20 protein-coding genes are annotated in these 22,460 nt (G+C 65.9%); 4 read left to right on the forward strand and 16 right to left on the reverse strand.

Features of this window, described 5'->3' with window-relative positions; genetic code table 11:
• Positions 1-3: 3 nt before the first annotated feature.
• The 12 genes from GRI40_RS02795 to GRI40_RS02850 form a co-directional block, all read right to left on the reverse strand.
• Positions 4-1,899 carry an XrtA/PEP-CTERM system amidotransferase gene (locus GRI40_RS02795; RefSeq protein ID WP_160609930.1) on the reverse strand — a complete coding sequence of 632 codons (1,896 nt, stop codon included), beginning with the start codon at positions 1,897-1,899 and terminating at the stop codon, positions 4-6.
• Between the two features lie 10 nt (positions 1,900-1,909).
• Positions 1,910-2,905: an exosortase A gene (gene xrtA, locus GRI40_RS02800; RefSeq protein ID WP_237488978.1), complete on the reverse strand. Its 996-nt coding sequence runs from the start codon at positions 2,903-2,905 to the stop codon at positions 1,910-1,912.
• A complete protein-coding gene (locus tag GRI40_RS02805; protein ID WP_160609931.1) occupies positions 2,895-4,118 on the reverse strand; it encodes a TIGR03087 family PEP-CTERM/XrtA system glycosyltransferase in 1,224 nt (407 codons plus the stop codon). The genes xrtA and GRI40_RS02805 overlap by 11 nt, the downstream gene beginning before the upstream one ends.
• A complete protein-coding gene (locus tag GRI40_RS02810) occupies positions 4,118-5,176 on the reverse strand; it encodes a FemAB family XrtA/PEP-CTERM system-associated protein (protein WP_160609932.1) in 1,059 nt (352 codons plus the stop codon). Before GRI40_RS02810 ends, GRI40_RS02805 begins: the two co-directional genes overlap by 1 nt.
• Complete coding sequence (locus tag GRI40_RS02815; protein WP_237488979.1) at positions 5,173-6,018, reverse strand: XrtA system polysaccharide deacetylase; 846 nt, start codon at positions 6,016-6,018, stop codon at positions 5,173-5,175. Before GRI40_RS02815 ends, GRI40_RS02810 begins: the two co-directional genes overlap by 4 nt.
• 50 nt (positions 6,019-6,068) lie before the next feature.
• A complete protein-coding gene (locus GRI40_RS02820) occupies positions 6,069-7,151 on the reverse strand; it encodes an XrtA/PEP-CTERM system-associated ATPase (protein WP_160609934.1) in 1,083 nt (360 codons plus the stop codon).
• Positions 7,152-7,166: 15 nt separating this feature from the next.
• A complete protein-coding gene (locus GRI40_RS02825; protein WP_160609935.1) occupies positions 7,167-8,732 on the reverse strand; it encodes a preprotein translocase subunit YajC in 1,566 nt (521 codons plus the stop codon).
• A gap of 65 nt (positions 8,733-8,797) precedes the next feature.
• Positions 8,798-9,766, reverse strand: coding sequence for a P-loop NTPase family protein (locus GRI40_RS02830; RefSeq protein ID WP_160609936.1), 969 nt, complete (start codon positions 9,764-9,766; stop codon positions 8,798-8,800).
• Positions 9,763-11,265 (reverse strand): XrtA system polysaccharide chain length determinant, encoded by a 1,503-nt coding sequence (locus tag GRI40_RS02835; RefSeq protein WP_160609937.1) that lies wholly within the window; start codon positions 11,263-11,265, stop codon positions 9,763-9,765. The genes GRI40_RS02830 and GRI40_RS02835 overlap by 4 nt, the downstream gene beginning before the upstream one ends.
• 13 nt (positions 11,266-11,278) lie before the next feature.
• Positions 11,279-11,926, reverse strand: a complete 648-nt coding sequence (locus tag GRI40_RS02840; protein WP_160609938.1) for an XrtA/PEP-CTERM system exopolysaccharide export protein — start codon at positions 11,924-11,926, stop codon at positions 11,279-11,281.
• Between the two features lie 175 nt (positions 11,927-12,101).
• Positions 12,102-13,331, reverse strand: coding sequence for a pyridoxal-dependent decarboxylase, exosortase A system-associated (locus GRI40_RS02845; protein WP_160609939.1), 1,230 nt, complete (start codon positions 13,329-13,331; stop codon positions 12,102-12,104).
• Positions 13,328-14,848, reverse strand: a complete 1,521-nt coding sequence (locus GRI40_RS02850) for an acyl-CoA ligase (AMP-forming), exosortase A system-associated (RefSeq protein WP_160609940.1) — start codon at positions 14,846-14,848, stop codon at positions 13,328-13,330. Before GRI40_RS02850 ends, GRI40_RS02845 begins: the two co-directional genes overlap by 4 nt.
• A 29-nt stretch (positions 14,849-14,877) precedes the next feature.
• Here GRI40_RS02850 and GRI40_RS02855 point away from each other — a divergent pair, with 29 nt between their 5' ends.
• Genes GRI40_RS02855 through GRI40_RS02870 form a run of 4 tightly spaced genes read left to right on the forward strand, consistent with a single transcriptional unit; the run spans position 14,878 to position 17,621 of the window.
• Positions 14,878-15,843 carry a GNAT family N-acetyltransferase gene (locus GRI40_RS02855; RefSeq protein WP_237488980.1) on the forward strand — a complete coding sequence of 322 codons (966 nt, stop codon included), beginning with the start codon at positions 14,878-14,880 and terminating at the stop codon, positions 15,841-15,843.
• A gap of 31 nt (positions 15,844-15,874) precedes the next feature.
• Entirely contained in the window at positions 15,875-16,168 is a 294-nt protein-coding gene (locus tag GRI40_RS02860; RefSeq protein WP_160609941.1) for an acyl carrier protein, read from the forward strand.
• The gene (locus GRI40_RS02865; RefSeq protein WP_337190476.1) at positions 16,165-16,851 is read left to right on the forward strand and encodes an alpha/beta hydrolase family protein; all 687 of its coding nucleotides are present in this window, start codon (positions 16,165-16,167) and stop codon (positions 16,849-16,851) included. Before GRI40_RS02860 ends, GRI40_RS02865 begins: the two co-directional genes overlap by 4 nt.
• Positions 16,848-17,621, forward strand: a complete 774-nt coding sequence (locus GRI40_RS02870; protein ID WP_160609942.1) for a hydrolase 1, exosortase A system-associated — start codon at positions 16,848-16,850, stop codon at positions 17,619-17,621. The genes GRI40_RS02865 and GRI40_RS02870 overlap by 4 nt, the downstream gene beginning before the upstream one ends.
• Here the strand turns inward: GRI40_RS02870 and GRI40_RS02875 are convergent.
• From GRI40_RS02875 to ilvD, 4 genes are read right to left on the reverse strand one after another with little or no spacing between them, the layout of a single operon-like run.
• Entirely contained in the window at positions 17,618-18,805 is a 1,188-nt protein-coding gene (locus GRI40_RS02875) for a class I SAM-dependent RNA methyltransferase (RefSeq protein ID WP_160609943.1), read from the reverse strand. The two genes, GRI40_RS02870 and GRI40_RS02875, sit on opposite strands and share 4 nt — an antisense overlap.
• The gene (locus GRI40_RS02880; protein ID WP_160609944.1) at positions 18,805-20,217 is read right to left on the reverse strand and encodes an NAD(P)H-hydrate epimerase; all 1,413 of its coding nucleotides are present in this window, start codon (positions 20,215-20,217) and stop codon (positions 18,805-18,807) included. Before GRI40_RS02880 ends, GRI40_RS02875 begins: the two co-directional genes overlap by 1 nt.
• The gene (locus GRI40_RS02885) at positions 20,204-20,560 is read right to left on the reverse strand and encodes a hypothetical protein (protein ID WP_160609945.1); all 357 of its coding nucleotides are present in this window, start codon (positions 20,558-20,560) and stop codon (positions 20,204-20,206) included. Before GRI40_RS02885 ends, GRI40_RS02880 begins: the two co-directional genes overlap by 14 nt.
• On the reverse strand, positions 20,560-22,407 hold the full coding sequence (gene ilvD / locus GRI40_RS02890) for a dihydroxy-acid dehydratase (RefSeq protein WP_160609946.1): 1,848 nt from the start codon (positions 22,405-22,407) through the stop codon (positions 20,560-20,562). Before ilvD ends, GRI40_RS02885 begins: the two co-directional genes overlap by 1 nt.
• Positions 22,408-22,460 lie beyond the last annotated feature (53 nt).

Raw genomic sequence — 22,460 nt, forward strand, 5'->3', positions numbered from 1 at the left:
TCTTCAGGCAACCCCGAGCCGGGTCAGCGAGCGGTCCAGCATGATCAGTTGCCACAGCAACCGAGAATGGTCTGCGCGGCCGGCGATATGCTGTTCGGCCAGCGCGGCGACGCGGCCCTCGTCAAACCATCCCGTGCGCGCCAAGGCGCCACCGCGCCCGATCGCGCGCGCGCGGCTTGCCAACGGGCCGCGAAGCCATTGTGCAATAGGCGTTACGAAGCCCTGCTTTGGCCGGTAAAGCACCTCGCGCGGGAGATAGCGTTCCATCGCGTGTTTCAGCAGCCACTTGCCCTGCCCCCTCCGAATGCGCAGCCCTTCCGGAAGTGTCGCCGCAAACTCGATCAGACGGTGGTCGAGCAGCGGCTCGCGCGCTTCCAGGCTCACCGCCATGCTGGTGCGGTCGACCTTGGTCAGAATGTCGCCCGGCAGCCAAAACTTGAGATCCACGTATTGCGCACGGTCGAGCCCGGACCGCGCCGGCGCTGCTTGCATGAGATCGATCAGCGGTCTTTCCGCATGATATCCGCCCAGAGATCGATGGAAGGCATCGGAATAAAGCGCAGCGCGCAGTTCCGGCGCGGTGACCGCGAGCGCGCGCGCATACCCTTCCTCGCCGGTTCCCGCCAACGACTGGAACGTCGTTTTTGCTCGCAACGGTCGCGGCGCCCAGTCCAGCTTCGGCCACGCCCTGCCCAGGGCTCCGAACGCGCGGCCCCGCAATGCCCGGGGCAGCAAAGACCGCACGCGTTCCTCTCCCGCATGGAACCGGTGGCGGCGATATCCCGCAAAGGCTTCGTCGGCACCGTCACCCGACAGCGCGACTGTTACCGTCTCGCGCGCCAGTTCGCAGACCCGCCAGGTGGGCAGCGCAGAGGCATCGGCGAAAGGTTCATCGAACATCCCGGCCAGCGTGTCGAGATGGTCAAAATCCCCAGATGACACCATGCGCTCACGATGATCTGTTCCGAAGCGCTCGGCGACTTGGCGCGCGTATCCGGTTTCGTCGAGCGACGCTTCGTCGAAGCCGATGGAGCAGGTTCTGACCGGTTCCGCACTCGCCTCGGCCATGAGCGCGACCACGCTGGAGCTGTCGACCCCGCCAGACAGGAATGCGCCCAGCGGCACGTCCGAGACCATCCGGCTGGTGACTGCCTCGCGCAGCCGGAACAACAGCTCGGCCTCGAGATCCGCGGGTTTCTCCTGTCGCCTCTCGGCAAAGCTCGCGTCCCACCAGCGCACCGCCGGCGCAGGCGAAGCGCCGTGACGCAGGAGACGATAGTGGCCGGCTGGGAGCTTTTCCACGCCGGCGATGATCGAGCGATGATCAGGGACGTAGCCCCAGGCGAGATAGTCCTCCACGGCAAGGGGATCGATCTCCCGCCGCAGCAGCGGATGCGCAAGCAGGCCTTTGAGCTCCGATGCGAAGGCGATGCTGCCATCGCTCATCATGGCGGTGAATAACGGCTTCACGCCCAGCCGGTCGCGGGCCAGAAAGAGTTCCCGCCGGTCGAGATCGTAGATTGCGAACGCGAACATCCCGTGCAGCCTGTGCAAGCATTCGGGTCCCCACTTGCGCCAGGCGGCCAGGATCGTCTCGCTGTCGCCGTTGGTACGGAAGACCGCCCCAGATGCCTCGAGGTCGCGGCGTAGCTCTCTGAAATTGTAGATCTCGCCGTTGAATACCAGCATTGCGCGCCCGTCGGATGACGCCATCGGTTGCGGGGATCCTGCCAGGTCGATGATCGACAGGCGTCGGTGGCCCAGACCTACTCCTGGGGCCGTCCAGACACCCTCCCCATCGGGCCCGCGGTGGACCATCGCATCGCACATGCGCGTGACGCGCGCCGGATCGACGGGCTTGGGAATTCCGCAGTGGAAGATGCCAGCGATACCGCACATGTGCTGGCGCCTAGACGAGCCGGGCCAGTACGGCAAAACTCATCGCGACAGCTGCAACGCCGCCAATGGCCAGCGACGGGGCGACCGCAAACCCCTCAAGACGCGCAACGACCGGCATATCGAGATCGGCCGCGGCGAGGCCCGCTTGCGCCGGGTCGCGGTCAAAGTGCCGCCATGCGAGGCCGAGCACGATAGCAATCACCACCGCGAAGAAAACCCAACCGTAGATGATATGATCGAACCCGCCGGCCCGTTCTATCCCTACGTACTGCGCCGCATAGATCGTCGCCCATGCCCGTACACCGTTCGCGAGGATGGAGACAGCGGCGGCACCTGCAACGAACAGGATCCGATCCCGCCAACGCGAGAAACCCGTCCACGCGACGAGCACCGCCAGCGCGATCATCGCGACCAGGAATTTTACTCCAGAGCATTCCTCCGCAACTACGAAACGACCTGCGGGCGTGTCGATGAAGAGACCATCGACGATGGCCGGGACGCCGCTCAAATGCGTAAGATCGACAGCAAGGCGCGCGGTAACCGATTGCAGGGCCGGTATAAGCTCGTCTCCGAAGGGAACGAGGAACATGGCGAACCCCACGGGGAACGCGGCTATCAGTCCGGCCCGCAGGCCCAGGAACGCAAAGACCGCGCACTGGAAAGCGAAGACCGTGCCTGCCTGTGCGACTATGTTGAAGCCGGAAACACGTCCCGCCAGCCAGACCGCCATGCCGGCCGCGACACCCGCGATAGCTGGCCACCACGCGACCGGTTCAGTCCTGCGAAGCTCATCGCGGCGGAGGGAAACCAGCCACCCGATTATCGGCGGCACCAGCAGAATGTGATTATACGTATCGATGTTGAACCACTGGTGCGCCATCTGGCCCCATTCAGACCATGTGACTGCCAGCAGGATCAGCCATCCCAGGACGAGTTGGGCCAGGGCGTAGCGCCACTTGCCTCCGCTCGAAGGCATGGCGGCCGGGATCGAAACCTCACGCGGCATCGCGCACTCGGGGCGCATGTCCTACCAGGTCCGCAAGCGGCGCGAGTGCAGCGGCCCACCCCTTGTGCGCGACGACAAATCGGCGAGCCGAAACGCCCATCGCTGCGGCTTGCTGGCGATCGGCGAGGAGCGTGAGCACGCGATCGGCCAATGCGGCGTCGCTGTCGCCGATCGCATAATGTTCCGGGTCGCTCCCACCGATCCCGGTCGCGGCCTCCGGCGTCAGGACGACCGGACGGGCCATCGCCATGGCTTCAAGGACCTTGTTCTGCACGCCGCGTGCGATCGCCAGGGGTGCCACGACAACGTCCGCGGCCGCCAGGAAGGGGCGCACGTCCGGAACTTCGCCCCACACCCGTGTCCCGTTCACCCCTTGCAGTGCGCGAACGGCTGCGGTGGGGGCACGGCCGACGACGTGAAACTGCACTGCGGGCGCGCGTTGGCGAATGATCGGCATAATGGCTCTCGCCATGCGCTCCACCGCCGCCACGTTGGGCGCGTAATCCATCTGGCCGGTGAACAGCAGGTTCGGTTTTGCACTGGCCGCCAGTTCGGGTTGCGGCGCGGCGCCACGCGGATCGAAAAAGGCAGTATCGATCCCATTGCCCAGCGCGACAACGCACCTTGGCGGACGATCCGTTCGCGCCTTGAACAGCGCGACTTCGGCCTCGCTCACCAGGAGGGTGGCATCGGCCAGGTGCCCCAGACGCGCTTCCTCGGCACGCAACAAACGGCATTCGCGCCGGTCCACCCACGCCCTCGGCCCGCGCCGCGATGCACCGTAGGCTTCGAATTTGGCGGAATCGACGTCGCAGAGATCGACGATCACACGCCCTTGGAACCCGAAGGGAATGTATTGGCCCATCTGACCGGAAAACACGAACACCGTATCGATCGGTCGATCGCGCAGCGTCTCTGCGATCCACTGCGCAAGGCGATCGCTGGCGAATGCCGTCAGGCTGACGGGCTTCCCTGTCACCAATGCTTTCAATCCGCTCCAGGCCAGCCTTCTGGGCCGCGCAACCAGCACATGGCTCGCGGCCATCTCGGCCAGATATGGTTCTGCTGCGTAGTCCGCTGCTGTTTCCGCGAAAGTCGCGACGTGCACGGGACCCAGAGCGGCAAGGGCCTTGAGCAGGTGATGGGATCGTATCTTGTCGCCCCGCTCAGGCGGGAATGGCATGCGGTGGGCAATGAAGAGAGTCTCGCCCATCACGCCAACCCTTTGGCAATGACCGGACCGAGCCGATTGGTGACGGCCATAGGCAGGCGCTTCCAGAGTTCGATCCGCGCCGAATATTCGCTGCTCGTCGGGTCGATGTTACGTGGTCGCAGGGCGCCGTCGGTCCAGGTCGCGTAGCGGAGCGGTTCCGCCTCGAAGCCCCAGTTCTTCTTGTACGCGTACGCCCCGCTGCCGACCTTGGACCGCCCGAAGTCGAACCGCAGGCATCCACGGGCCCGGGCATGGCGCATCAGCTCGAAATAGAGGCGCTCATTCGCCCGGCTCGCGCGCGCAGCGCGGCTTCCCCCGCCCCAATACGGCATCACCGCGTCGCCATGATAAAGGGAGAGCACACTCGCGACCGGGTTACCCCCCTCCCACAACGTGAGTGTGTCTGCGTCCAGTGCTTCGATCATTGCCGCGAACAATGCCCTCGGAAAGACAGGCGTCCCCAGGTTGCGCACGCTTTCGGAATAGATCGCATAGTGCGCTGCGAGATCCGCGGGGGCCTTGCCGATCGTGATCCGAAAATCCCGGTCGAGTCCCTTGCGAACCTCCGCCCGATGCTTGCGCGGAATGACTGCGAGTTGACGCGCGTCGTCCGCCGCAATCGGCCCAGCGAAGTTGGCGTGCCTATCAGCGATTATCGCCCATCCTTCCGGCGCGTCGCCGCCACGCAGTTCGACCGACCCGCACGCGAGCCGCCTGGCAAGTTCCGTAGCCGCTTTGCACAGTTTCTGTGCGACAGCCGACGAAGCCGCCAACGGCCCGCCGCCGACCGCAAATCCAGTCGATACGAGCGCCGCCGGAAACCAGGGCGAGCGCACTTCTGTCAGTGGAAGCCAGCCAGCCAGTTCACCGCTGGATTCCGCGATGATCCCTCGCGCGCGCTGGCCCGTTCCGCGCTCTACTGCGCAAAGCCAGGCAGGCCGGTGAAACGGCGTGCCGCCCATTCTGGCCACGAAACCTTCGATCCGGGCGCGCTCATTGGGATCGGCAAGGTCGCACAATCGGACGATTTGGCCGGCGTGGTAGAAGGGCGCATTCATGCCGCCAGTCCGGTCACCGTTCGGCGTTCTCTCTCCGCAAGGGCGTCCATGCGGTCCCAGGCGAATTCGTTTACCAGGCTACGCAGCTTGTCGGCCATTCGCTCAAGATTGGTGTAATGGCGAAGGCGCGAACGCATGGGTGCACCCGGCACACGCGGCTGCGCGGGATCGATCTCCCACGGATGGAAGTAGAATATCGCGGGGCGTCCCTCTTCGCGATTGACCTGCCGTATCGCCCACCGGCTGAAGGCATAAGGCAGCACCCGAAAGAAACCCCCGCCCCCCGCGGCGACCCGGCGCCCGCCGACCATTGCGGTGGTCACTGGAATCTCCAGCAACTCGTTCGCCGGCAGCGGGTGGAAGGCAAACCGCGGCGCATCCCGCCATCCGTAATGATCATGCGCCACGGGCGCGACTGAGGAACTGTAGGCATAACCCTGCTCGGCAAGCTCGAGGTATGCCCAGGGTGTTCGCTGATCGATCGAAAAACTGGGCGCACGATAGCCGATCACCGGTACGCCGGCAGCATCTTCCAACACCTTGCGCGCGGCGGCGATGTCCTTTCCGAACTGCCGCCGATCAAGCGTGAACACGCGCGCATGATCCCAGCCGTGGCTGGCGATCTCGTGCCCGGCATCCGCTATCCTGCGGACGAGCGCGCCGTTGCGCCGCGCCACCCAGCCCAAGGTAAAGAACGTTGCCTTGATTTGCGCTTCGGCAAACATGTCGAGGATGCGCAGGACGTTGTCGGTCACGCGCAGCGGCAGGTTGTCCCAATCGTCCCGCGAGATAACGCTTTCGAATGCGCCAACCTGGAACCAGTCCTCAACATCGACCGACATCCCGTTGATAATGCCTGATGACTTTGGTGTCATGGTGATTACACCACCCGTCAGGCCGCGACGCGGGGCGCATCGCCCTCGAACCATTCGATCAGCATGCCGAGGACGTGGCGGACCGCCGCGTCCTGCTCGGCGACGTGCGCTTCCAGTTTGCCAAGCCGGGACGCCAGCTCAGCATTTGATAGGCTTTCACGCGCCCGCGCGTCCTCGATCCGTGCAAGCGCCTCTTGCAAATCCGTCAGCTGCCGAACCTTTTCAGCGAGCATTCCATCGCCCGGGACAGAGGCCTCTGCCGACTGGTGTGGTGAAAGCGACGATGCGCGTTCACCCTGCATCTCCCGCTGAACGGAAGCGAGCATGGGCGCGTCGATCTGCGTACGCCGCTCCACGGCACCCAGAAGCAGAAGTCGGCTCATGATCTGGTTGATGCGGCGAGGGATTCCTCCCGACGCCGTGTGGAGTTCGACGAACAGTGACGCATCGAACTGAGGGTTGCCGCTCCAGCCCACGCGCCGGAGGCGATGGGTGACGTAGGGTTCGATCTCAGCCTCTTCCATCGCGGACAAGTGGTGGGATGCGATCACTCTCTGACGGAGCTGTTCGAGCGAAGGGTGATCAGCCAGCACCCGGCGAAACTCCGGTTGACCCAGGAGGAGCGTCTGCAAGAGCGGATGCGCGCCGAGCTGGAAGTTCGAAAGCATTCGCAGCTCCTCCAGCGCCTCCACGCTCAGGTTCTGCGATTCATCGACGATCAACAGGCAGCGGCGGCCTGCACGCGCCTCGTCATGGAAAAAGGCCTCGATTGCGCCGAGTGCCGATGCCTTGTCGAGCCCTTCGGTCGGAAGGCCGAAGGCCTGCGCCGCAACATGGATCATCTCCTCGCCATCGAGACTGCTGGTCACGATCTGGCCCACGGTCAACTGTCTCGGATCGATGCGCCTCATGAGATGAGCGACGAGGGTCGACTTGCCTGCGCCGACTTCGCCGGTAATCACCATGAACCCTTCGCCCTGAGCCAGGCCATAGCCGAGGTAGCTCATCGCCTTACGATGGGTGGCGCTCTCGAAATAGAAGTGGGGGTCCGGCGTCAACTGGAAGGGTCGGGCCGTCAGTCCGTAGAATTCTTCGAACATCGTCGAACAAGTCCTTCAAAAATCGTAGCGCAGGCCAATCAGTACCGAGGCTGCACCGACATTGATCGAATCCCCGTCGATGCGCTCAATTCCGAAGGCAGCGTTGGCGGAAAGGCCGTCGATCAATTGCCGCTGATATGCTGCCGAAGCGCCGAGCACTGTTGCATCACCGCCGTTCGCGAAGTCGCTGCGAAGGCGGTTTCCGTAAGCGCTGACCTTGAAGCTCGAGCGCTCGTCGAGAGGGCCCGAAAGATACCCCGCAATCCAGGCGTTCCGGTCCACCACGCCATCGGCCGCGGCCAGCACGGTGCCCGGTGCCGCAATGAACTTGCGCCTGTCGTAACCCGCCCCCGCGCCGGCCGTGACCTGGCCGATCCGGTACGAATAGTTGGCGGCAATTCCGCGCCCGCGGAATATCGCCGATCGGACAGAACCCAGAACGCCGTTGAGGCAGACGCCCCCCTCCTGGCTCGACACGCAACCATCGACGTCCCCGCTCACGGCGTTGCGGCTGGCAGTGAATTGGGCCGGAAGACCCGAGAGAGCATTCGTCAACAGTCCGCCGAGTCCGCTTATTCCGTCATAGATCGACAGGTTGAATGAACTCCGGCTGTTCAACAGCCATGAGAATGTGCCGCTGTATGTTGTTGAACCGTAACGCTTACCGAAGCGGAATTCAGCGGATGTGCGCCGGCTGGGGCGCCATATGGCCCCGATATCCCAGATGATGCCGGAAACATCGAAAGCCACCTTGCGGGGCGCGCTTTTATCGGTGACGAAGCGACCATCGGGTCCCAGCACGGGCAAGCCGCCGGCGTCGCGCACGGCGTCCCTGTTGGCGACCAGCACGTCCTCGTACCCGAGGCCGCCGACCAGAGCGAGCGATTGCGCTAAGGGCACGGTCATGTCGCCGCGGAGATGTGCGTTGCGCACCCGCTGATCGAGGTTGGACACATCTTCCTGCATGAACCCGGCGCCCAATCCGACGCCAACAGGCAAGGGCGCGCCGGGGCGCGTCCCCAGCCGCAGGTTCGCGCTCTGCACCACGCTTTCGTCGAAGAAGTCCAGGACATGCGCTTGCGGTGCGATCGGAACCTGGTTGCCGGTATCAAGCCGCGAATAACCGAGGCGGTAATCGCCTTCGATCTCGGCATCGCCCGCGCGCGTGCGGATCACCGGACCCGCGTAGGCGGAATAGAGCCGGTGCTCTGCACCACGTATCCGCATTGGGCCGAATGCGCGATTATCTCGGCCTGACTGCGTCCGCGACGCCAGGGCCCCGCCTTCGATCGTCAGCATATTGGGAACAAGACCAGCGTATCCTCGCGCCAGCCCGGACAGACGAGAACCGTCCGTCACGCCGTCCCCGTATCCGAACGAGCGTTCGTATCGCAGTGATGCGGAGCCGCCGTTGTAACGCCCCTGGACGGACGCATCGACGCCGGCCGCAGCCTGCGTGTACGTCGCGGTATCGCCATCCCCGGACAGTTCTGTGGTCAGAACCTGGCCAAGCTCGACGTAAGGCGACACGTTGACCGAGCGCGTATCTTTCGGTTCACTCTCGCGTGATTGCGCCGTCACAGGAACACATGTGGCGCAGGCAAGTGCGTACAGCGCGATCCGCCGGAATCTGGCTCGCGCTGCGGTCATCCATCGAAACCATAATACGTGCCGAAGCGCCGACCGCTGGGCGAGAACCGGGTGGCGTTGAGCAAGAGCTTGATGTCCGGGCAGGCGCCCAGGAGCTGGACCGAGTCCTCCAACGCGCTCTGCGCTGTGCTGTCCGCACGGGCCACAAGCACCGCCTGGCCCACGTGCCGCGCAAGATCGGCCGCGATGGATGCCGCAAGGACAGGCGGACTGTCGAAAACAATCATGCGCCCCGGCGCACCGCGCGACAGGCGCGCTAACACTTCCGCAGTGCGGGCACTCGCCAGCCATTCGCTGTCGCTCGCGATCTGCTGGCCGGCCGGGAGCACGAAAAGACCCGGAATGTCCGTCGCCAGCACGACATCTTCCACATTGAGTTCGGGATTTGCGAGTGCATCCATCAGGCCGGGCCCGCGCGGAAGGCCAAGTGCGTCGGGTATCGACGGCTTGGCGAAATCCGCATCGACCAGCACCACTTCGCCGTCGCGCTCGCCAGCCATGGCAATCGCGAGGTTTGTCGCGCAGAATGTCTTGCCGTCGCCGGGCAGCGGAGAGCAGACAAGGATGCGCCGGGCGGCGGGATCGGCGTTGTCCCGCGCGGCGGCGATCAATTGCCGCTTTATGATCCGGAACTCCTCAAGCAGGGCCGTCGGTTCGGCTTCGGGGACGATTAGCCCCTGCCGCCGCAGACGTTCCCGGTCGATGGCATGGCGGACGCCTTCCAGCGAAACCGAAGGCTCCGGAGGCGGGGCCTCTGTTTCACCAGCGATACGCGCGTGCTCCTCTGGCGACGCCCGGCGCTTCGGATCGCGGACGAGGCGAACGGGTTCGCTTGCCAGCTCCTGGGGCACTGGGGCCAGGCGCATGGCATCGAGGCCGAAGGCTGCAGAGGCCCGCTCGAAGAGGGAGTCCTCGTCCGTGTTATCGGAACTGGGCGGCAGCGGGTGTGCGCTGTGATCGGTCATGCGACGAAACCCCGTTGGACGAATTCGATGGTGAGGAGCACTCCGAACATTCCGGCGAGCGACGCGCTTGCCGCGTAGAAGTGCTTCATCCGTTTGCGCTGCAGGGTGCGCGCGGCGTCAGACAACGCTTCCGATATCGATCCCAGGACCGGCAGGCCGAGCGCCTTCTCAAGGCCCGAGGCGGTCGCAAAGGTCGAGCGGATATGCCCGACGCCGAAAGCCGCTGCTATGCCGCCAGCGATGCCCGCGAGCAGGACCCCGAACAACAGCAACGGGCGGTTCGGCGAGGCTGGCTGGCGCGGAGCGCTCGGTGGATCGACGACGTCGAACTGGAAGCTGGCACGTTCGTTTTCGACTTGTCCGCGGAGGCGCATTTCCTCGCGGTTCTGCAAAAGCTCGTCGTATTTCCGCTTCAGAACATCATAGTCGCGGCTGATCCGGTTCGCTTCTGCGGCGACCGCCGGCTCGCTCGCCTGATCGGCCATCGCCCCGGACACTTCCGATTGCAGCGCGGCCTTTCGCGCCATCAAAGCCTGGACGTTTGCCTCGCGCTCGGCCTTGATCGAAATCAGCGAGCTGTAGGCCGGGTTCGCCATACCCCCCTGCGGGCCGCCCGCACCCGCACGGTCCAGCAAGGCGATCTGCCGCTTCAACGCTATGACATCGGGATGGTTGTCGGTCAGACCGCGCGACTGCATCCCGGCAAGCTGCGCATTCGCCTGAGCAAGTGCACCATCTCCACCGGAGCCCGCAATCACGCGGGGCGTACCTGCAAGCTGGCCGTTCACTGCGGCGAGCGCGCTTTGCGCGGCAGCGAGATCGGCATCGACCCCGCGCAGTTCCATCCGCGTCGCTGACAATCTTCCTGAAATGGCAGAGCTGCCGCCCACAAGCCCGGGATAGGATGCCTCGAATGTCGACAGCTTTTGCTCGGCCACTTCCAACTCGGCCTTACGCTCGTCGAGCTGCTGGTCGAGGAAGGCGACAGTTTCGGCAACCTCGCCGCGGCTGCCCGCAATGTTCTCTTCACGGAAGATATCGATGAGCTTCTGAACGACATCCTGCGACAGTTTCGCGTTGCTCGCGTCGGACCTGTCGGACTTTCCGATCGTCGCCGTGATGGTGAACAGCCTGTCTTCCTGGCTTTCGACCTTCACGCTTTCACTAAGATCGTCGACTGCACGGTCCATGTCACGCTGGGTCGCGACCGTGCGGCCCAGATCGGTCGCACGAACCACTTTCTCGAGGTTAATCGCCCCGATGAGCGTTTTGCGAACGCGTTCGATTTCCTCGCGGCCCCCGTTTGCGATTTTCAGCTGGTCGGACAGGACATTGTCCGACTGAACGTAGATGCGCGCCCTGGATTCGTAGCTGTTCGGGATCATGGCCACGGCCATCCACCCCAGCAGGCAGATTGCCCAGGCAACGCCCAGTGCCAGCCAGCGCCGGTGCCAGACCGATGCAAGGCCTGCCCTGAGTTCTTCGAAGATCTCGTTCATGGCCGCCGTGCCCTCAGAACATGCTTTCGGGGATGATGATCACGTCGCCCGGCTGCAGCATCACGTTGGCCCGGCTTTCGCCCTTCTTGAGCAGATCGCCCAGGCGCAGGGCGAACTCGCGCTGCGACCCGGTCTCCTTGTCGAAGCGGATCAGTTTCGCCTTGTTGCCGGCGGCAAATTCACTGAGCCCGCCGACTGCGATCATCGCGTCGAGCACCGTCATGTTCGCGCGGTACGGCAGGCTGGCGGGCTTTTCCGTGGCGCCGATCACGCGCACTTGCTGGCTGAAAGTGCCGGAAAAGTCCGTAACGATCACACTGACCAGCGGATCTTCGATGTATTGCGAAAGCTGGTTGCGGATGTCCTGCGAGAGCGCCGCGGGCGTCTTGCCGACGGCCGGCATGTCGTTCACCAAAGGCGTCGTGATGCGCCCGTCGGGCCGCACCTGGATCTTCTCGGCGCTCAGTTCGGGATTGCGCCAGACGTTGATCGTCAGCTCGTCGAGCGGCCCGATCACGTAGTCCTCACCCGGCCCTTCCTGCGCGGCAACGAATGACGCCGATGGCAACTCTCCGGCGGGGCCGGTGCTCACGCATCCTGGCAACGCGATGGTCGCTGCGGCGAGGATCGCCAGGATGGGGAGGCGGCGAGAGATGCGCATCGGGTATGGTTCCTTGCAAGCGAGCAGCCCGCGGCTGACGGGCGCCCGGCTACCCGTCACACACCGTGGACGCGTGTGTTCAGGGCCGCTCACTCGCGGGGATTGATGAAGATACCGTTAGGCTGAAGGGGGTTGTCGCGCCCGGTCCCGCAGCGGGACACCGCATGGGGAAAGGTTAAACCAGGATTTCCCGGGCAGCACCCTGGCCCAGAAACATCATGGGTGATGCCGTCGCGCCATATGCGCCGGCACAGAACACGGCGATCAGGTCCCCAATCCGGGCGGCTGGCAGGAACGCCTTGTCCGCCAGCCGATCGAGCGGAGTGCACAGGCAGCCAACCACGTTCGCGGTCTCCACTGGCTCCGCATCGAACCGATTGGCGACAGCCACGGGGTAATTGCGCCGCACCACCGTGCCGAAGTTGCCCGAGGCGGCCAGCTGATGATGCAGCCCCCCATCGGTGATCAGGAAAACCTCTCCGTGACTGATCTTCCGGTCGATCACCTCACACAAGTAAACGCCGGCCTCCCCCACGAGGTAGCGGCCGAGTTCCATGGCCATCGTGGTTTGGGCGAGGCTGTCGGGAAGATCCGCAAAGCGCTCCCCCAGCCGATCGCCCACGATGCCGATGTCGACCGGCACGTCACCCGCGAAGTAGGGGATGCCCAGGCCACCTCCGATGTTCAGTTTCGGCAAGGGGCCTGCGCCGATTGCCCGTGCAAGCGAGTCTGCGAGGTCCAGCACTTTGCCCTGCGTCTCGGCGATCGCTTCGGCGTCGAGGTTCTGGCTTCCGGCGAAGATATGCAGTCCTTGCCAATCCGCCCCGCCGGCAATGATCGCCTTCGCGAGCGCCGGCACCCGTTCCGCGTCGACGCCGAACTGCCTGGCGCCCCCGCCCATCTTCATTCCGCTGCCTTTGAGCTCGAAATCGGGATTGACGCGGACCGCGATACGCGGCGCGCGCCCCACCCTGTCCCCGATCGCCAGAGCACGCTGCGCCTCGTTCTCGCTCTCGCAATTGAGCGTGATGCCGCTCAGAACAGCGGCTTCCAGCTCCCGGTCTCGTTTCCCGGGGCCGGCAAAGCTGACATCCGCCAAGTCCACGCCCGCATCGCGCACGATGGCGAGTTCACCGCCCGAAGCGATGTCGAACCCGTCGACCAGCGTCGCCATGTGCGCCAGCAAAGGAGGAAAGGGGTTAGCCTTGATGGCATAATGGATCGCCAGTTGCCCCGGCATGGCAGCACGAAGCGCGGCCACGCGCCGATCGATGTGCGCCCTGGAATATACAAACAGAGGTGTGCCACCGGCGGCGTCAACCAGATCCCGCGCAGATTGCGCACCAATCGCGAGTTGCCCGCCGATTGCGTGATAGCCATCCGGTATCGGCCCGAGCGGTTTCACGCGGCGAATTCGGCCATGGCCAGGGAGATCGCGCGGCGATCGACCTTGCCGTTCGGGTTGCGCGGCAGTGTCTCCAGGTTCCCCACCACTCGTGGCTGCATGAACCCCGGCAGCATGATGGAAAGCGCCTTGCGAAACGCAGCCTCGTCAAATCCGGTACTGCGAACGGCGAGCGCGACCGCCTCGCCCAGCCGCGCGTCGGGGACTCCGACTGCAACCGCTTCCGCGATCATCCCTGTCGCCATGGCAGCGCGTTCCACCTCCTCGGGACTGATGCGGTTTCCCGCACTCTTGATCATCGCATCGCGGCGGCCGACAAAATGGAGTAACCCGCTCGCATCGCGTCGCACTCGATCGCCCGACCAGACCGCGGTACCGCCGCTGACGGAGCTTTCTGGCGCCGGCCGAAAGCGTTCCGCGGTGCGCGCCTCGTCGCGCCAGTAGCCTTGCGCCACCAGAGGTCCGGCGTGGACCAGCTCACCTTCTTTATCCTGACCAGCGACCGCACCGTCGTCGCCGATCACCAGGACCTCGGCGAACGGGATCGCTCGCCCTATCGAGGTCGGGTGCGCATCGACAAGCGCCGGATCGAGATAGGTCGACCGGAACGCTTCCGTCAGCCCATACATCGGGAACAGGCGCGCGTGGGGAAACATCTGGCGCATTTTCCGGACAAGCGGCTCCGTCAGGGCGCCTCCGCTGTTCGTCAGCCGGCGCATCGACGCGGCAGCCCCTTCCGGCCACTCGATCTCCGTGAGCTGGACCCACAACGGGGGAACGGCGGCAAGTGTCGTCACCCCGTGACGAGCGCAGGCCCGTGGAACGTCCCGCGCCAGCAGATAGTCGAGCGGCACGACTGCACCCCCGGCGTACCAGGTCGAGAATAACTGGTTCTGGCCGTAATCGAAGCTGAGCGGCAAGACAGCGAGCGTGACGTCGTCGCGGGCCATCCCAAGATAATGGGCCACGCTGACCGCGCCGAGCCACATGTTGGCGTGGCTCAGCATGACGCCTTTCGGCAACCCCGTCGAACCGCTGGTATAGAGAATGGCGGCAAGGTCGTCGGAATCGTGCTCTGACACACCCAGGGTGTCGCACCTCATCACCTCAGCCCAAAGGTCCTCTTCGGCATACGTCCGGCAGCCGGCGGGGACATCGCCCGCCTCAAGCGATCCAACCCGCGCGCCGTTCGCGACGAGCAGCGTGGCGGCGCTGTCTTCCAGGATGTGGGCAACCTGCAGGCGCTTGAGCGCCGGATTGATGGGGACGTGGACAAGCCCCGCCCGCGCTGCGGCCAGGGGCATCATGCAGGTGAGTTCACCCTTCGCGGCCCATGTCGCCACACGGTCTCCCGGGATCGCCTGCCGAGCGAGCCAGGACGCGAGCTTTCCGACACGGGTTCTTAAGTCATCATAGGTAAGTGTTTCGCCGCGCATGACGAGCGCCGGCGCGTCACCGTTGCCACGTTCGGCGAGATGATCGAGGGGCCGGGGCACGGGGTCGGGCGCGTCGAGCAAAGACAACTCCGGCAAGAAGGACGGCAGGATTGGCCGCGGTCAGCTATCACCGCACGGTAAACGTCTTGCAAGCGGCGAGCGACGCCGTGGGCCCGTTCGACCGTGTCGAGTGGTTCAAGATGCTGGAAGATTCTGGCCACAAACCATTGATTGCATTGGCGGGCGACGCAAACGGGCGGGATCAGGCGCTGGTCCTGGAAGGTGCCGCGGGACGATTGCAATCGCTCGCGAACTGGTACGCATTCACATGGCGACCGATCGGCAATGACCCTTCCCTTATGGAAGCGATCGCGCGGAGTCTCCGGCAGTCCGCCTACAGGGTGACCCTGCGACCCGTGCCTGAGGAAAACGGCGTGGCCGCAATCCTTTGTCGCGCTTTCCGGAAATCGGGTTGGCACGTTCGATGTGTCCGCTCGGACGTCAACCATGTGCTCAGGGTCGGTGGCAGGACATTCGCGCAGTACTGGGGCGGGCGGCCCGGCGCCTTGCGCACCGCCGTCTCACGCAAAGGCGGAAGGGTAGATGTTCAGGTTTTCCGGCACTTTGATGCGGATTCGTGGAAGTCGTTCGAGGCAGTTTACGCGGACAGCTGGAAGCCCGCGGAAGGCGATCCCGAATTTTTGCGCCGCTTCGCAAGGGCCGAGGGCGATGCCGGGCGCATCAGGCTCGCCATCGCCACAAAGGATGGGCAGCCCGTCGCGGCCCAGTTCTGGACGGTGGAAAACGCCACCGCCTATATTCACAAGCTCGCGCATCGAGAGAGCGCGAGCTACCTCTCCCCCGGAACCATCGTCACCGCACGCCTGATGGCGGAGGTGATCGACCGGGACAACGTGGAGTTCGTCGATTTCGGCACCGGTGACGATGCGTACAAGGCCGACTGGATGGAGATCGTGCGGCCGCGCTTCACCATCGATTGTCTGAACCCGTCCAACCCGCGCGCCTGGCCGGCGCTGGCGAAGCGGATGCTTGCGCCAGTGCGCGCCGCGGTCTAGTCGCGCCCGGCCTTGGCGCGAGGGAGCCCGAATGACCGCCGATCATCATCACCTGGCTGCGAGCCGAGGCGATATCGACACCGCGCTGCGCGGTATCCTGGTCGATGTGCTCGGCCTCGATGCGGGTCGGGTGGATCAATTTACCGCCGACACCGGGCTGTTCGGACACCTGCCGGAGCTTGATTCGATGGCGGTCGCGGGCCTGCTGACCGAGATGGAAGACCGGCTCGGCATCGTCATCGACGACGACGAGGTCGGCGGCGAGATGCTCGAAAGCTTCGGCGCCCTGCTTGCATTTGCCGAGGCAAAAGCCGTCTCGGCGTGAGGCCGTTCGAACTTCTGAATTGGCCCTCTGTCGGCCCTGACGGGGAACGACGCGACGAACTTGCACTCGCATTCGACAGGCGGCGCGCGCGACGCCTGCTTGTCCTGCCCGCATGGTTCCAGGAAGCCAACAAGATGCGGCGCCAGACGGTCGAGGTGATGCGACGCCTCGACGTATCGGGCATCGACAGTTTCCTGCCCGACCTGCCGGGCTGCAATGAAAGCGAAAGCCCGCTGGCCGAGCAGACGCTCACGGGATGGCGTCATGCCGCCGACGTCGCGCGTTCTTATTTCAGGGCTACGCATGTTCTCGCCATTCGCGCGGGCACGCTTGTTGCCCCGCGCGAAATGCCCGGGTGGCACTATGCGCCGCTTGCCGGTGCGCGCATGTTACGGTCGCTCGTCCGGGCGCAGGCGATCGCGGACGCGGAAGGGGGCCGCGGCCGGCCGGGGCCCGCTCTTCTCGAAGAGGCGCGAACGCACGGCGCCGTGCTCGCCGGGTGGCACCTGGGTTCCGCCATCTTCAATGCCATCGAAAGCGCGACACCGACGGAGGGACTGGTCGAGATCGAGCAGTCCGCATTGCCAGGCAGCGCCCTGTGGCTGCGCGCCGAGCCCTCCGAAGCGCCTGAGCAGGCCGAGGCGATCGCGGCCATCATTGCCGACGGGATCGGCCCCGCATGAGCCGTCGCCACATCGTGTTCCCTTGCGGAGAAGACTGGCTCGCCGGCACGATCGACATGGCGCCCGGGAGCAGCGGGTTGTTGATCGTCAGCGGCGGTGGCGAAGTTCGATCCGGCCCCGCCGGGCACTACGCGGCGCTGGCGGGCAGGCTTGCCGCCGCGGGGTATCCCGTCTTCCGCTTCGACCGCCGCGGCGTCGGCGACAGTGTGGGAACCAATGGCGGATTTCGCAGCGCCGGGCCCGACATCGCCACCGCCGCCGCGGCGTTCCGCGCCGAGGCGCCGTCCGTCAAGCGGTTGATAGCATGGGGAAATTGCGATGGTGCCAGTGCGTTGATGTTGGATTCCGGCGCCGGGATGGACGGGCTGGTGCTGTCCAATCCGTGGGTCCTGGAAGACGACGCCGAACTACCTGTGCCGCGCGCGGTGAGGCAGCGGTACGGCGCCAAGTTACGCAATCCGCAGGAGATTTTGCGCCTGCTGACCGGCAAGGTGAATGTCGCCGGGCTGGCCAAGGGGCTGGTTCACGCGATGAGACCCAGACCCGCGCCCACGTCCCTTGCAGGGGAAATGGCAGCCGGGTTGGCGCGATTTCATGGTGCAAAGAGAATTCTTATCGCGACGCGTGACAGGACTGCACAGCATTTCACGGCGTCCTGGCCGCCGGGAGACGCGTGCGTTATCCATTTCGACAGCGCGAGCCATGGCTGGATCGAGCCACCCGACCGCGATTTCCTGTTCCAGCACCTGCTCGAGGCTCTGAAGGGCTAGCGGACGAAGAGACTCGCCAGCTCGACATGCGTCGACCACCGGAATTGGCCGACCGGGCGCAACTCGGCGAGGTGGAAGCCGGCATCGGCCAGCGTCCTTGCATCCCTGGCCCAGCTCGCCGGATTGCAGCTGACGTAAACGACCCGCCCCACCGCACTCGAAGCGATCTGCGCAACCTGATCGCGCGCGCCGGCGCGGGGTGGATCGAGAACGACCGCGTCGAAATTCGCCAGTTCATCAGGCCGGAGCGGGTTTCTGAACAGGTCGCGGTGGAAGGCGTCCACCTGCCGGTTCGCCCGGGACGCCGCAGCGCGGCAGGCAAGGTGCGCGTCGCGTGCCGCCTCGAACGCGGCGACGCGGCCCCCGAGGGCGAAGGCAAACGTTCCGAGACCGGAAAACAGGTCCGCGACGACAGGGCTCCCCATCGTCCATTCCCGCGCGGCCTGGGACAGCGCCTGCTCCCCGTCAGCGGTCGCCTGGAGGAAGCCGCCCGGTGGGAAGGGCACCGGAATGCCGCCCAGGCGCACGGTCACCGGCTCCGGTTCCCAGATCGTTTCCGGACCGTAGCCGAGGTCGACAGTGAGCCGTGCCAGCGATTGGACGCGGGCGAACGCCATCGCCGCTTCCGTGGCCTCCAGACCCTCCATGCGGAAATTGCGAATGCCGCAATCGACGCCCTGGTCGGTGAGAGCCAGATCGACATCGGTGGACCAGTTGCCCGTCTGGATCGCCAGCATCGCGCGCAAGGGCGCGACGATCGCGAACAGTTCCGGGCGCAGGATATGGCATTCCGCCATGTCGACGATGCGGTGCGCGCCGGCCTCACGAAAGCCGATCGCCGCCCTGCTCTTGCCCCCCGACGCATGAAGCGTGGCGCGGCGGCGCGAACGGGGCGGCGATAGGTGCACGGGCGCGAGCACCTGCGGTTCGAGCCCTTGTGAAAGCGCCGCGTTGCGCACCCTGCCTTGCACGAATGCGGCAAGCGCCGCTTCGTCCAGATGCTGTAGCTGGCACCCGCCGCAGCGCCCGAAATGGCGGCACGGCGGGATCGCCCGGTGCGGCCCCGGCTTCACGCTGCCGTCTTCCCCGACCCGGTCGCCCGGTGCGGTGAACGCGACGTGGCGGCCGCTTTCAGTCACGCCTTCGCCTTTCGCGGCGACGCGCACGATTTCTTCAGGTTCCATCACAGGAAATGCGCGTAAGCGCCTGACACGCAAGCCGCAAGATCGTCCGCCGTGAATGCCGCTCCGGCGCGGCGCGCCGCTTCCGAATGTAGCCACACGGCCTCCCCCGCAGCCGCGAAGCAATCTTCGCGCGTCGCCAGGCGCGATGCGGCGACCCCGCCGAGGACATCACCCGTGCCGGCTGTCGACAGCCAGCTCGATGCCCGGTCAAAGAACGCCAGCCGGCCATCGCCCGCCGCCAGGATCGTATCGGGGCCCTTCGCGAGAACCGTCAACCCGGTGACCGCTGCTAGCCCACGTGCGCGGTCAACCTTGGCCGTCCCCGCGATGCCAAATGCCGCGCAGAGCTGGCCCAGCTCCCCTTCGTGCGGGGTGAGAAGGAGCCGCGCGGTATCGACGCCCTCCAGCATGTCGGGATCGAGCAAATGCAATGCGTCGGCATCGAGCACGCAGGGCACCGCGCGATCGAGCACGTGGCGCAATCGATCGCGTGCCCGGTCATCGCGATCAAGACCGGGGCCGACCAGCAGGGCCGACCAGCGCGGGTCCTCCAGCGCATTGGGCAGCGGCCTGCCGTCGACGACAAGCGCGGCGGGCCCCGCAGGATGGGGCTGGTCGGCAAGGAGCTTCACATAACCCGCGCCTGCTCGCATGGCGGCTTGCGCAGCGAGAAGCGCGGCGCCCGGCATCGGCCCGCCCACGACGCCGACCAGGCCTCGCGCATATTTGTGCGCCTCCGTCGCCGGGGCAGCGAGGTGCGGACGCGGATAGAGACAGGCGGCGTCCTCCACCCGGTCCAGGCCGATGTCGACCAGACGTAGCGCCCCCATCCGCGCCATTGCGGGCATCAGGAAATGCGCCGGTTTCCAGGCCCCCAGCGCCAGCGTCATGTCAAAGGACGGCAGATCGCCCAGCAAGGCACCATCGTCGGTCGCCACGCCGCTCGGCACGTCCACCGCCACGGCGAAAGCGTGGGACTGGCCCAGCGCGGCGATCAGCCCGGCGTGATCGGCAGACAGCGGCCGCGTGAGGCCGGTCCCGAACAGGCAATCCACGAACACCCCGCCCCGAACCGAAGCGCCGCCCGTTTCGGCGCCGCCCGTTTCGGCCCCGCCCGCCCAAGCATCCCGCGCCGCGCGCGCGGCATCGGTCGCGGGGGGAAGCGGCGCGACCACGCGCACCGCGAGCCCGCGATCCTGCAAGACCCGGGCAATCACGTATCCATCGCCGCCGTTGTTGCCCGGCCCGCACAGCACGGTCACGTCACGCCCCATTGCGGCACGCCAGATCCAGTCGGCCGCGCCCTCCCCCGCGCGCAGCATCAGCGCATCGATCGTCGTGCCGCGTGATACCAGCGTTTCTTCGGCGGCGCGCATCTGCGCCGCGGTGAGCACCTGGTCAGGGCTGCGCATCGAGGTCCGCCGGGAAGCGATAGCGATCCTGCGCCACGCGGACTTCGAGCATGGGCGGATCGCCCGCCAGCGTGTTGACCGCGATGTCGGCGCCATCGGCGGCCATCATGCCGCTGCGATCGGGCGCGATCTTGAAGCGCCGAAACCCGCCATCGGGATGCCGCACCACGAATTCCGCGCCTTCCTCGCCCACTACCCGCTCAACCAGGCAGGTGGAGGCGAAATCCGCCGCCCTGGCCAGCGCGCACGCGACCGGAACCGCCCCGGGGGCGGCCTGGGCCTGTTCCTGGCCGGGACTGCACGACACCAGCGTGCCCGCCAGCAACATGGCGGCAATTCGCATCACGCTCCCTGCAGGCGGCTGACGTCGCGCACTGCCCCGCGCGCTGCGCTGGTGGTCATCGCGGCATAGGCCCGGAGCGCGGGTGATACGGCGCGCGGACGCGGCTGGGCGGGATGCCAGCCATCAGCCTCGCGCGCGGTGCGGCGCTGGGCGAGCTCCTCGTCCGGCACAGCGAGGTTGATGGTGCGCGCCGGGATATCGATCTCGATCGGGTCGCCGTTCTCGACCAGGGCGATCAGGCCCCCTTCGGCCGCTTCGGGGCTGACGTGCCCGATCGAAAGGCCGGAGGTGCCGCCCGAAAACCGACCGTCGGTGATCAGCGCGCACGCCGCGCCCAGCCCCTTCGATTTGAGATAGCTCGTAGGGTAGAGCATTTCCTGCATACCGGGCCCGCCGCGCGGCCCTTCGTAACGGATCACCACCACGTCGCCCGCAACAACCTGGTCGGTCAGGATCGCGGCCACCGCGGCGTCCTGGCTCTCGTAGACCTTCGCAGGGCCGGTGAACTTCAGGATGTGTTCGTCGACGCCCGCGGTCTTCACGATGCAGCCGTCCCGCGCAAGGTTGCCGAACAGCACCGCGAGGCCGCCGTCCTGGCTGAAGGCGTGGTCACGCGCGCGGATGACGCCGCATTGCCGATCCGTATCGAGATCGTCCCACCGCCGCGACTGGCTGAACGCGGTCTGCGTGGGCACGCCGCCCGGCGCCGCGCGGTAGAAATCCTGCACGGCGGGGCTGTTGGTGAGGCGCACGTCCCAGTCCGCCAGCGCATCGCCCATCGTCGGGCTGTGCACCGTCGGCAGGGCGGTGTGGAGCAGGCCGGCACGCTCAAGCTCGCCAAGGATCGCCATGATGCCGCCCGCGCGGTGCACATCCTCCATGTGCACGTCCGCCTTCGCCGGGGCGACCTTGCACAGGCAGGGCACCCGGCGGCTGAGGCGGTCGATATCGGCCATCGTGAAATCGACGCCCGCCTCGTGCGCGGCGGCCAGCAGGTGGAGCACGGTGTTGGTGGACCCGCCCATCGCGATATCGAGGCTCATCGCGTTCTCGAACGCTTCGAAGCTGGCGACGCTGCGGGGGAGGACGCTTTCGTCACCTTCCCCGTAATAACGCTGGCACAGCGCCACGACGAGCCGGCCGGCGCGTTCGAACAGGCCCTGCCGGTCGGCGTGAGTGGCCAGGACCGATCCGTTGCCCGGCAGCGACAGACCGAGCGCCTCCGTCAGGCAATTCATCGAATTCGCCGTGAACATGCCGCTGCACGATCCGCAGGTGGGGCACGCGGCCCGCTCGATATCGGCGACCTCCTCGTCGGTGTAATGTTCGTCCCCCGCGGCAACCATGGCGTCGACCAGATCGAGCGCCACCTCCTTGCCCCGCAGGACGACCTTGCCCGCCTCCATCGGGCCGCCGCTGACGAACACTGTCGGCACGTTTATGCGCAGCGCCGCCATCAGCATGCCCGGCGTGATCTTGTCGCAGTTGGAAATGCACACCATCGCATCGGCGCAGTGAGCGTTGACCATGAACTCCACGCTGTCGGCGATCAGCTCGCGGCTGGGCAGGGAATAGAGCATCCCGTCGTGCCCCATGGCGATGCCATCATCGACCGCTATCGTGTTGAATTCCTTGGCAACTCCCCCCGCGGCCTCAATCTGGCGCGCGACCAGCTGGCCGAGATCCTTGAGGTGGACGTGGCCCGGTACAAACTGGGTGAAACTGTTGACCACGGCGACGATCGGCTTCCCGAAATCGCCGTCCTTCATCCCCGTCGCCCGCCACAGCCCGCGCGCCCCCGCCATGTTGCGGCCGTGAGTCGAAGTGCGGGATCGGAGTTCGGGCATCGGGCAGGTCCTTGGTTGTCGAGGCCGGATTAGGCCAGCCGCCGCTTCGGCCC

This window comes from Tsuneonella aeria (assembly GCF_009827495.1).
Taxonomy (GTDB): domain Bacteria; phylum Pseudomonadota; class Alphaproteobacteria; order Sphingomonadales; family Sphingomonadaceae; genus Tsuneonella; species Tsuneonella aeria.

What these genes read in the sequence shown, in the direction of transcription:
- GRI40_RS02795 (WP_160609930.1), bottom strand. Translation starts at nt 1,899, where the DNA reads ATGTGCGGTATCGCTGGCATCTTCCACTGCGGAATTCCCAAGCCCGTC.
- GRI40_RS02815 (WP_237488979.1), bottom strand. Translation starts at nt 6,018, where the DNA reads ATGTCGGTCGATGTTGAGGACTGGTTCCAGGTTGGCGCATTCGAAAGC.
- GRI40_RS02805 (WP_160609931.1), bottom strand. Translation starts at nt 4,118, where the DNA reads ATGGGCGAGACTCTCTTCATTGCCCACCGCATGCCATTCCCGCCTGAG.
- GRI40_RS02840 (WP_160609938.1), bottom strand. Translation starts at nt 11,926, where the DNA reads ATGCGCATCTCTCGCCGCCTCCCCATCCTGGCGATCCTCGCCGCAGCG.
- GRI40_RS02830 (WP_160609936.1), bottom strand. Translation starts at nt 9,766, where the DNA reads ATGACCGATCACAGCGCACACCCGCTGCCGCCCAGTTCCGATAACACG.
- GRI40_RS02870 (WP_160609942.1), top strand. Translation starts at nt 16,848, where the DNA reads ATGAGCCGTCGCCACATCGTGTTCCCTTGCGGAGAAGACTGGCTCGCC.
- GRI40_RS02885 (WP_160609945.1), bottom strand. Translation starts at nt 20,560, where the DNA reads ATGCGAATTGCCGCCATGTTGCTGGCGGGCACGCTGGTGTCGTGCAGT.
- GRI40_RS02820 (WP_160609934.1), bottom strand. Translation starts at nt 7,151, where the DNA reads ATGTTCGAAGAATTCTACGGACTGACGGCCCGACCCTTCCAGTTGACG.
- GRI40_RS02810 (WP_160609932.1), bottom strand. Translation starts at nt 5,176, where the DNA reads ATGAATGCGCCCTTCTACCACGCCGGCCAAATCGTCCGATTGTGCGAC.
- ilvD (WP_160609946.1), bottom strand. Translation starts at nt 22,407, where the DNA reads ATGCCCGAACTCCGATCCCGCACTTCGACTCACGGCCGCAACATGGCG.
- GRI40_RS02875 (WP_160609943.1), bottom strand. Translation starts at nt 18,805, where the DNA reads ATGGAACCTGAAGAAATCGTGCGCGTCGCCGCGAAAGGCGAAGGCGTG.
- GRI40_RS02835 (WP_160609937.1), bottom strand. Translation starts at nt 11,265, where the DNA reads ATGAACGAGATCTTCGAAGAACTCAGGGCAGGCCTTGCATCGGTCTGG.
- GRI40_RS02880 (WP_160609944.1), bottom strand. Translation starts at nt 20,217, where the DNA reads ATGCGCAGCCCTGACCAGGTGCTCACCGCGGCGCAGATGCGCGCCGCC.
- GRI40_RS02860 (WP_160609941.1), top strand. Translation starts at nt 15,875, where the DNA reads ATGACCGCCGATCATCATCACCTGGCTGCGAGCCGAGGCGATATCGAC.
- xrtA (WP_237488978.1), bottom strand. Translation starts at nt 2,905, where the DNA reads ATGCCGCGTGAGGTTTCGATCCCGGCCGCCATGCCTTCGAGCGGAGGC.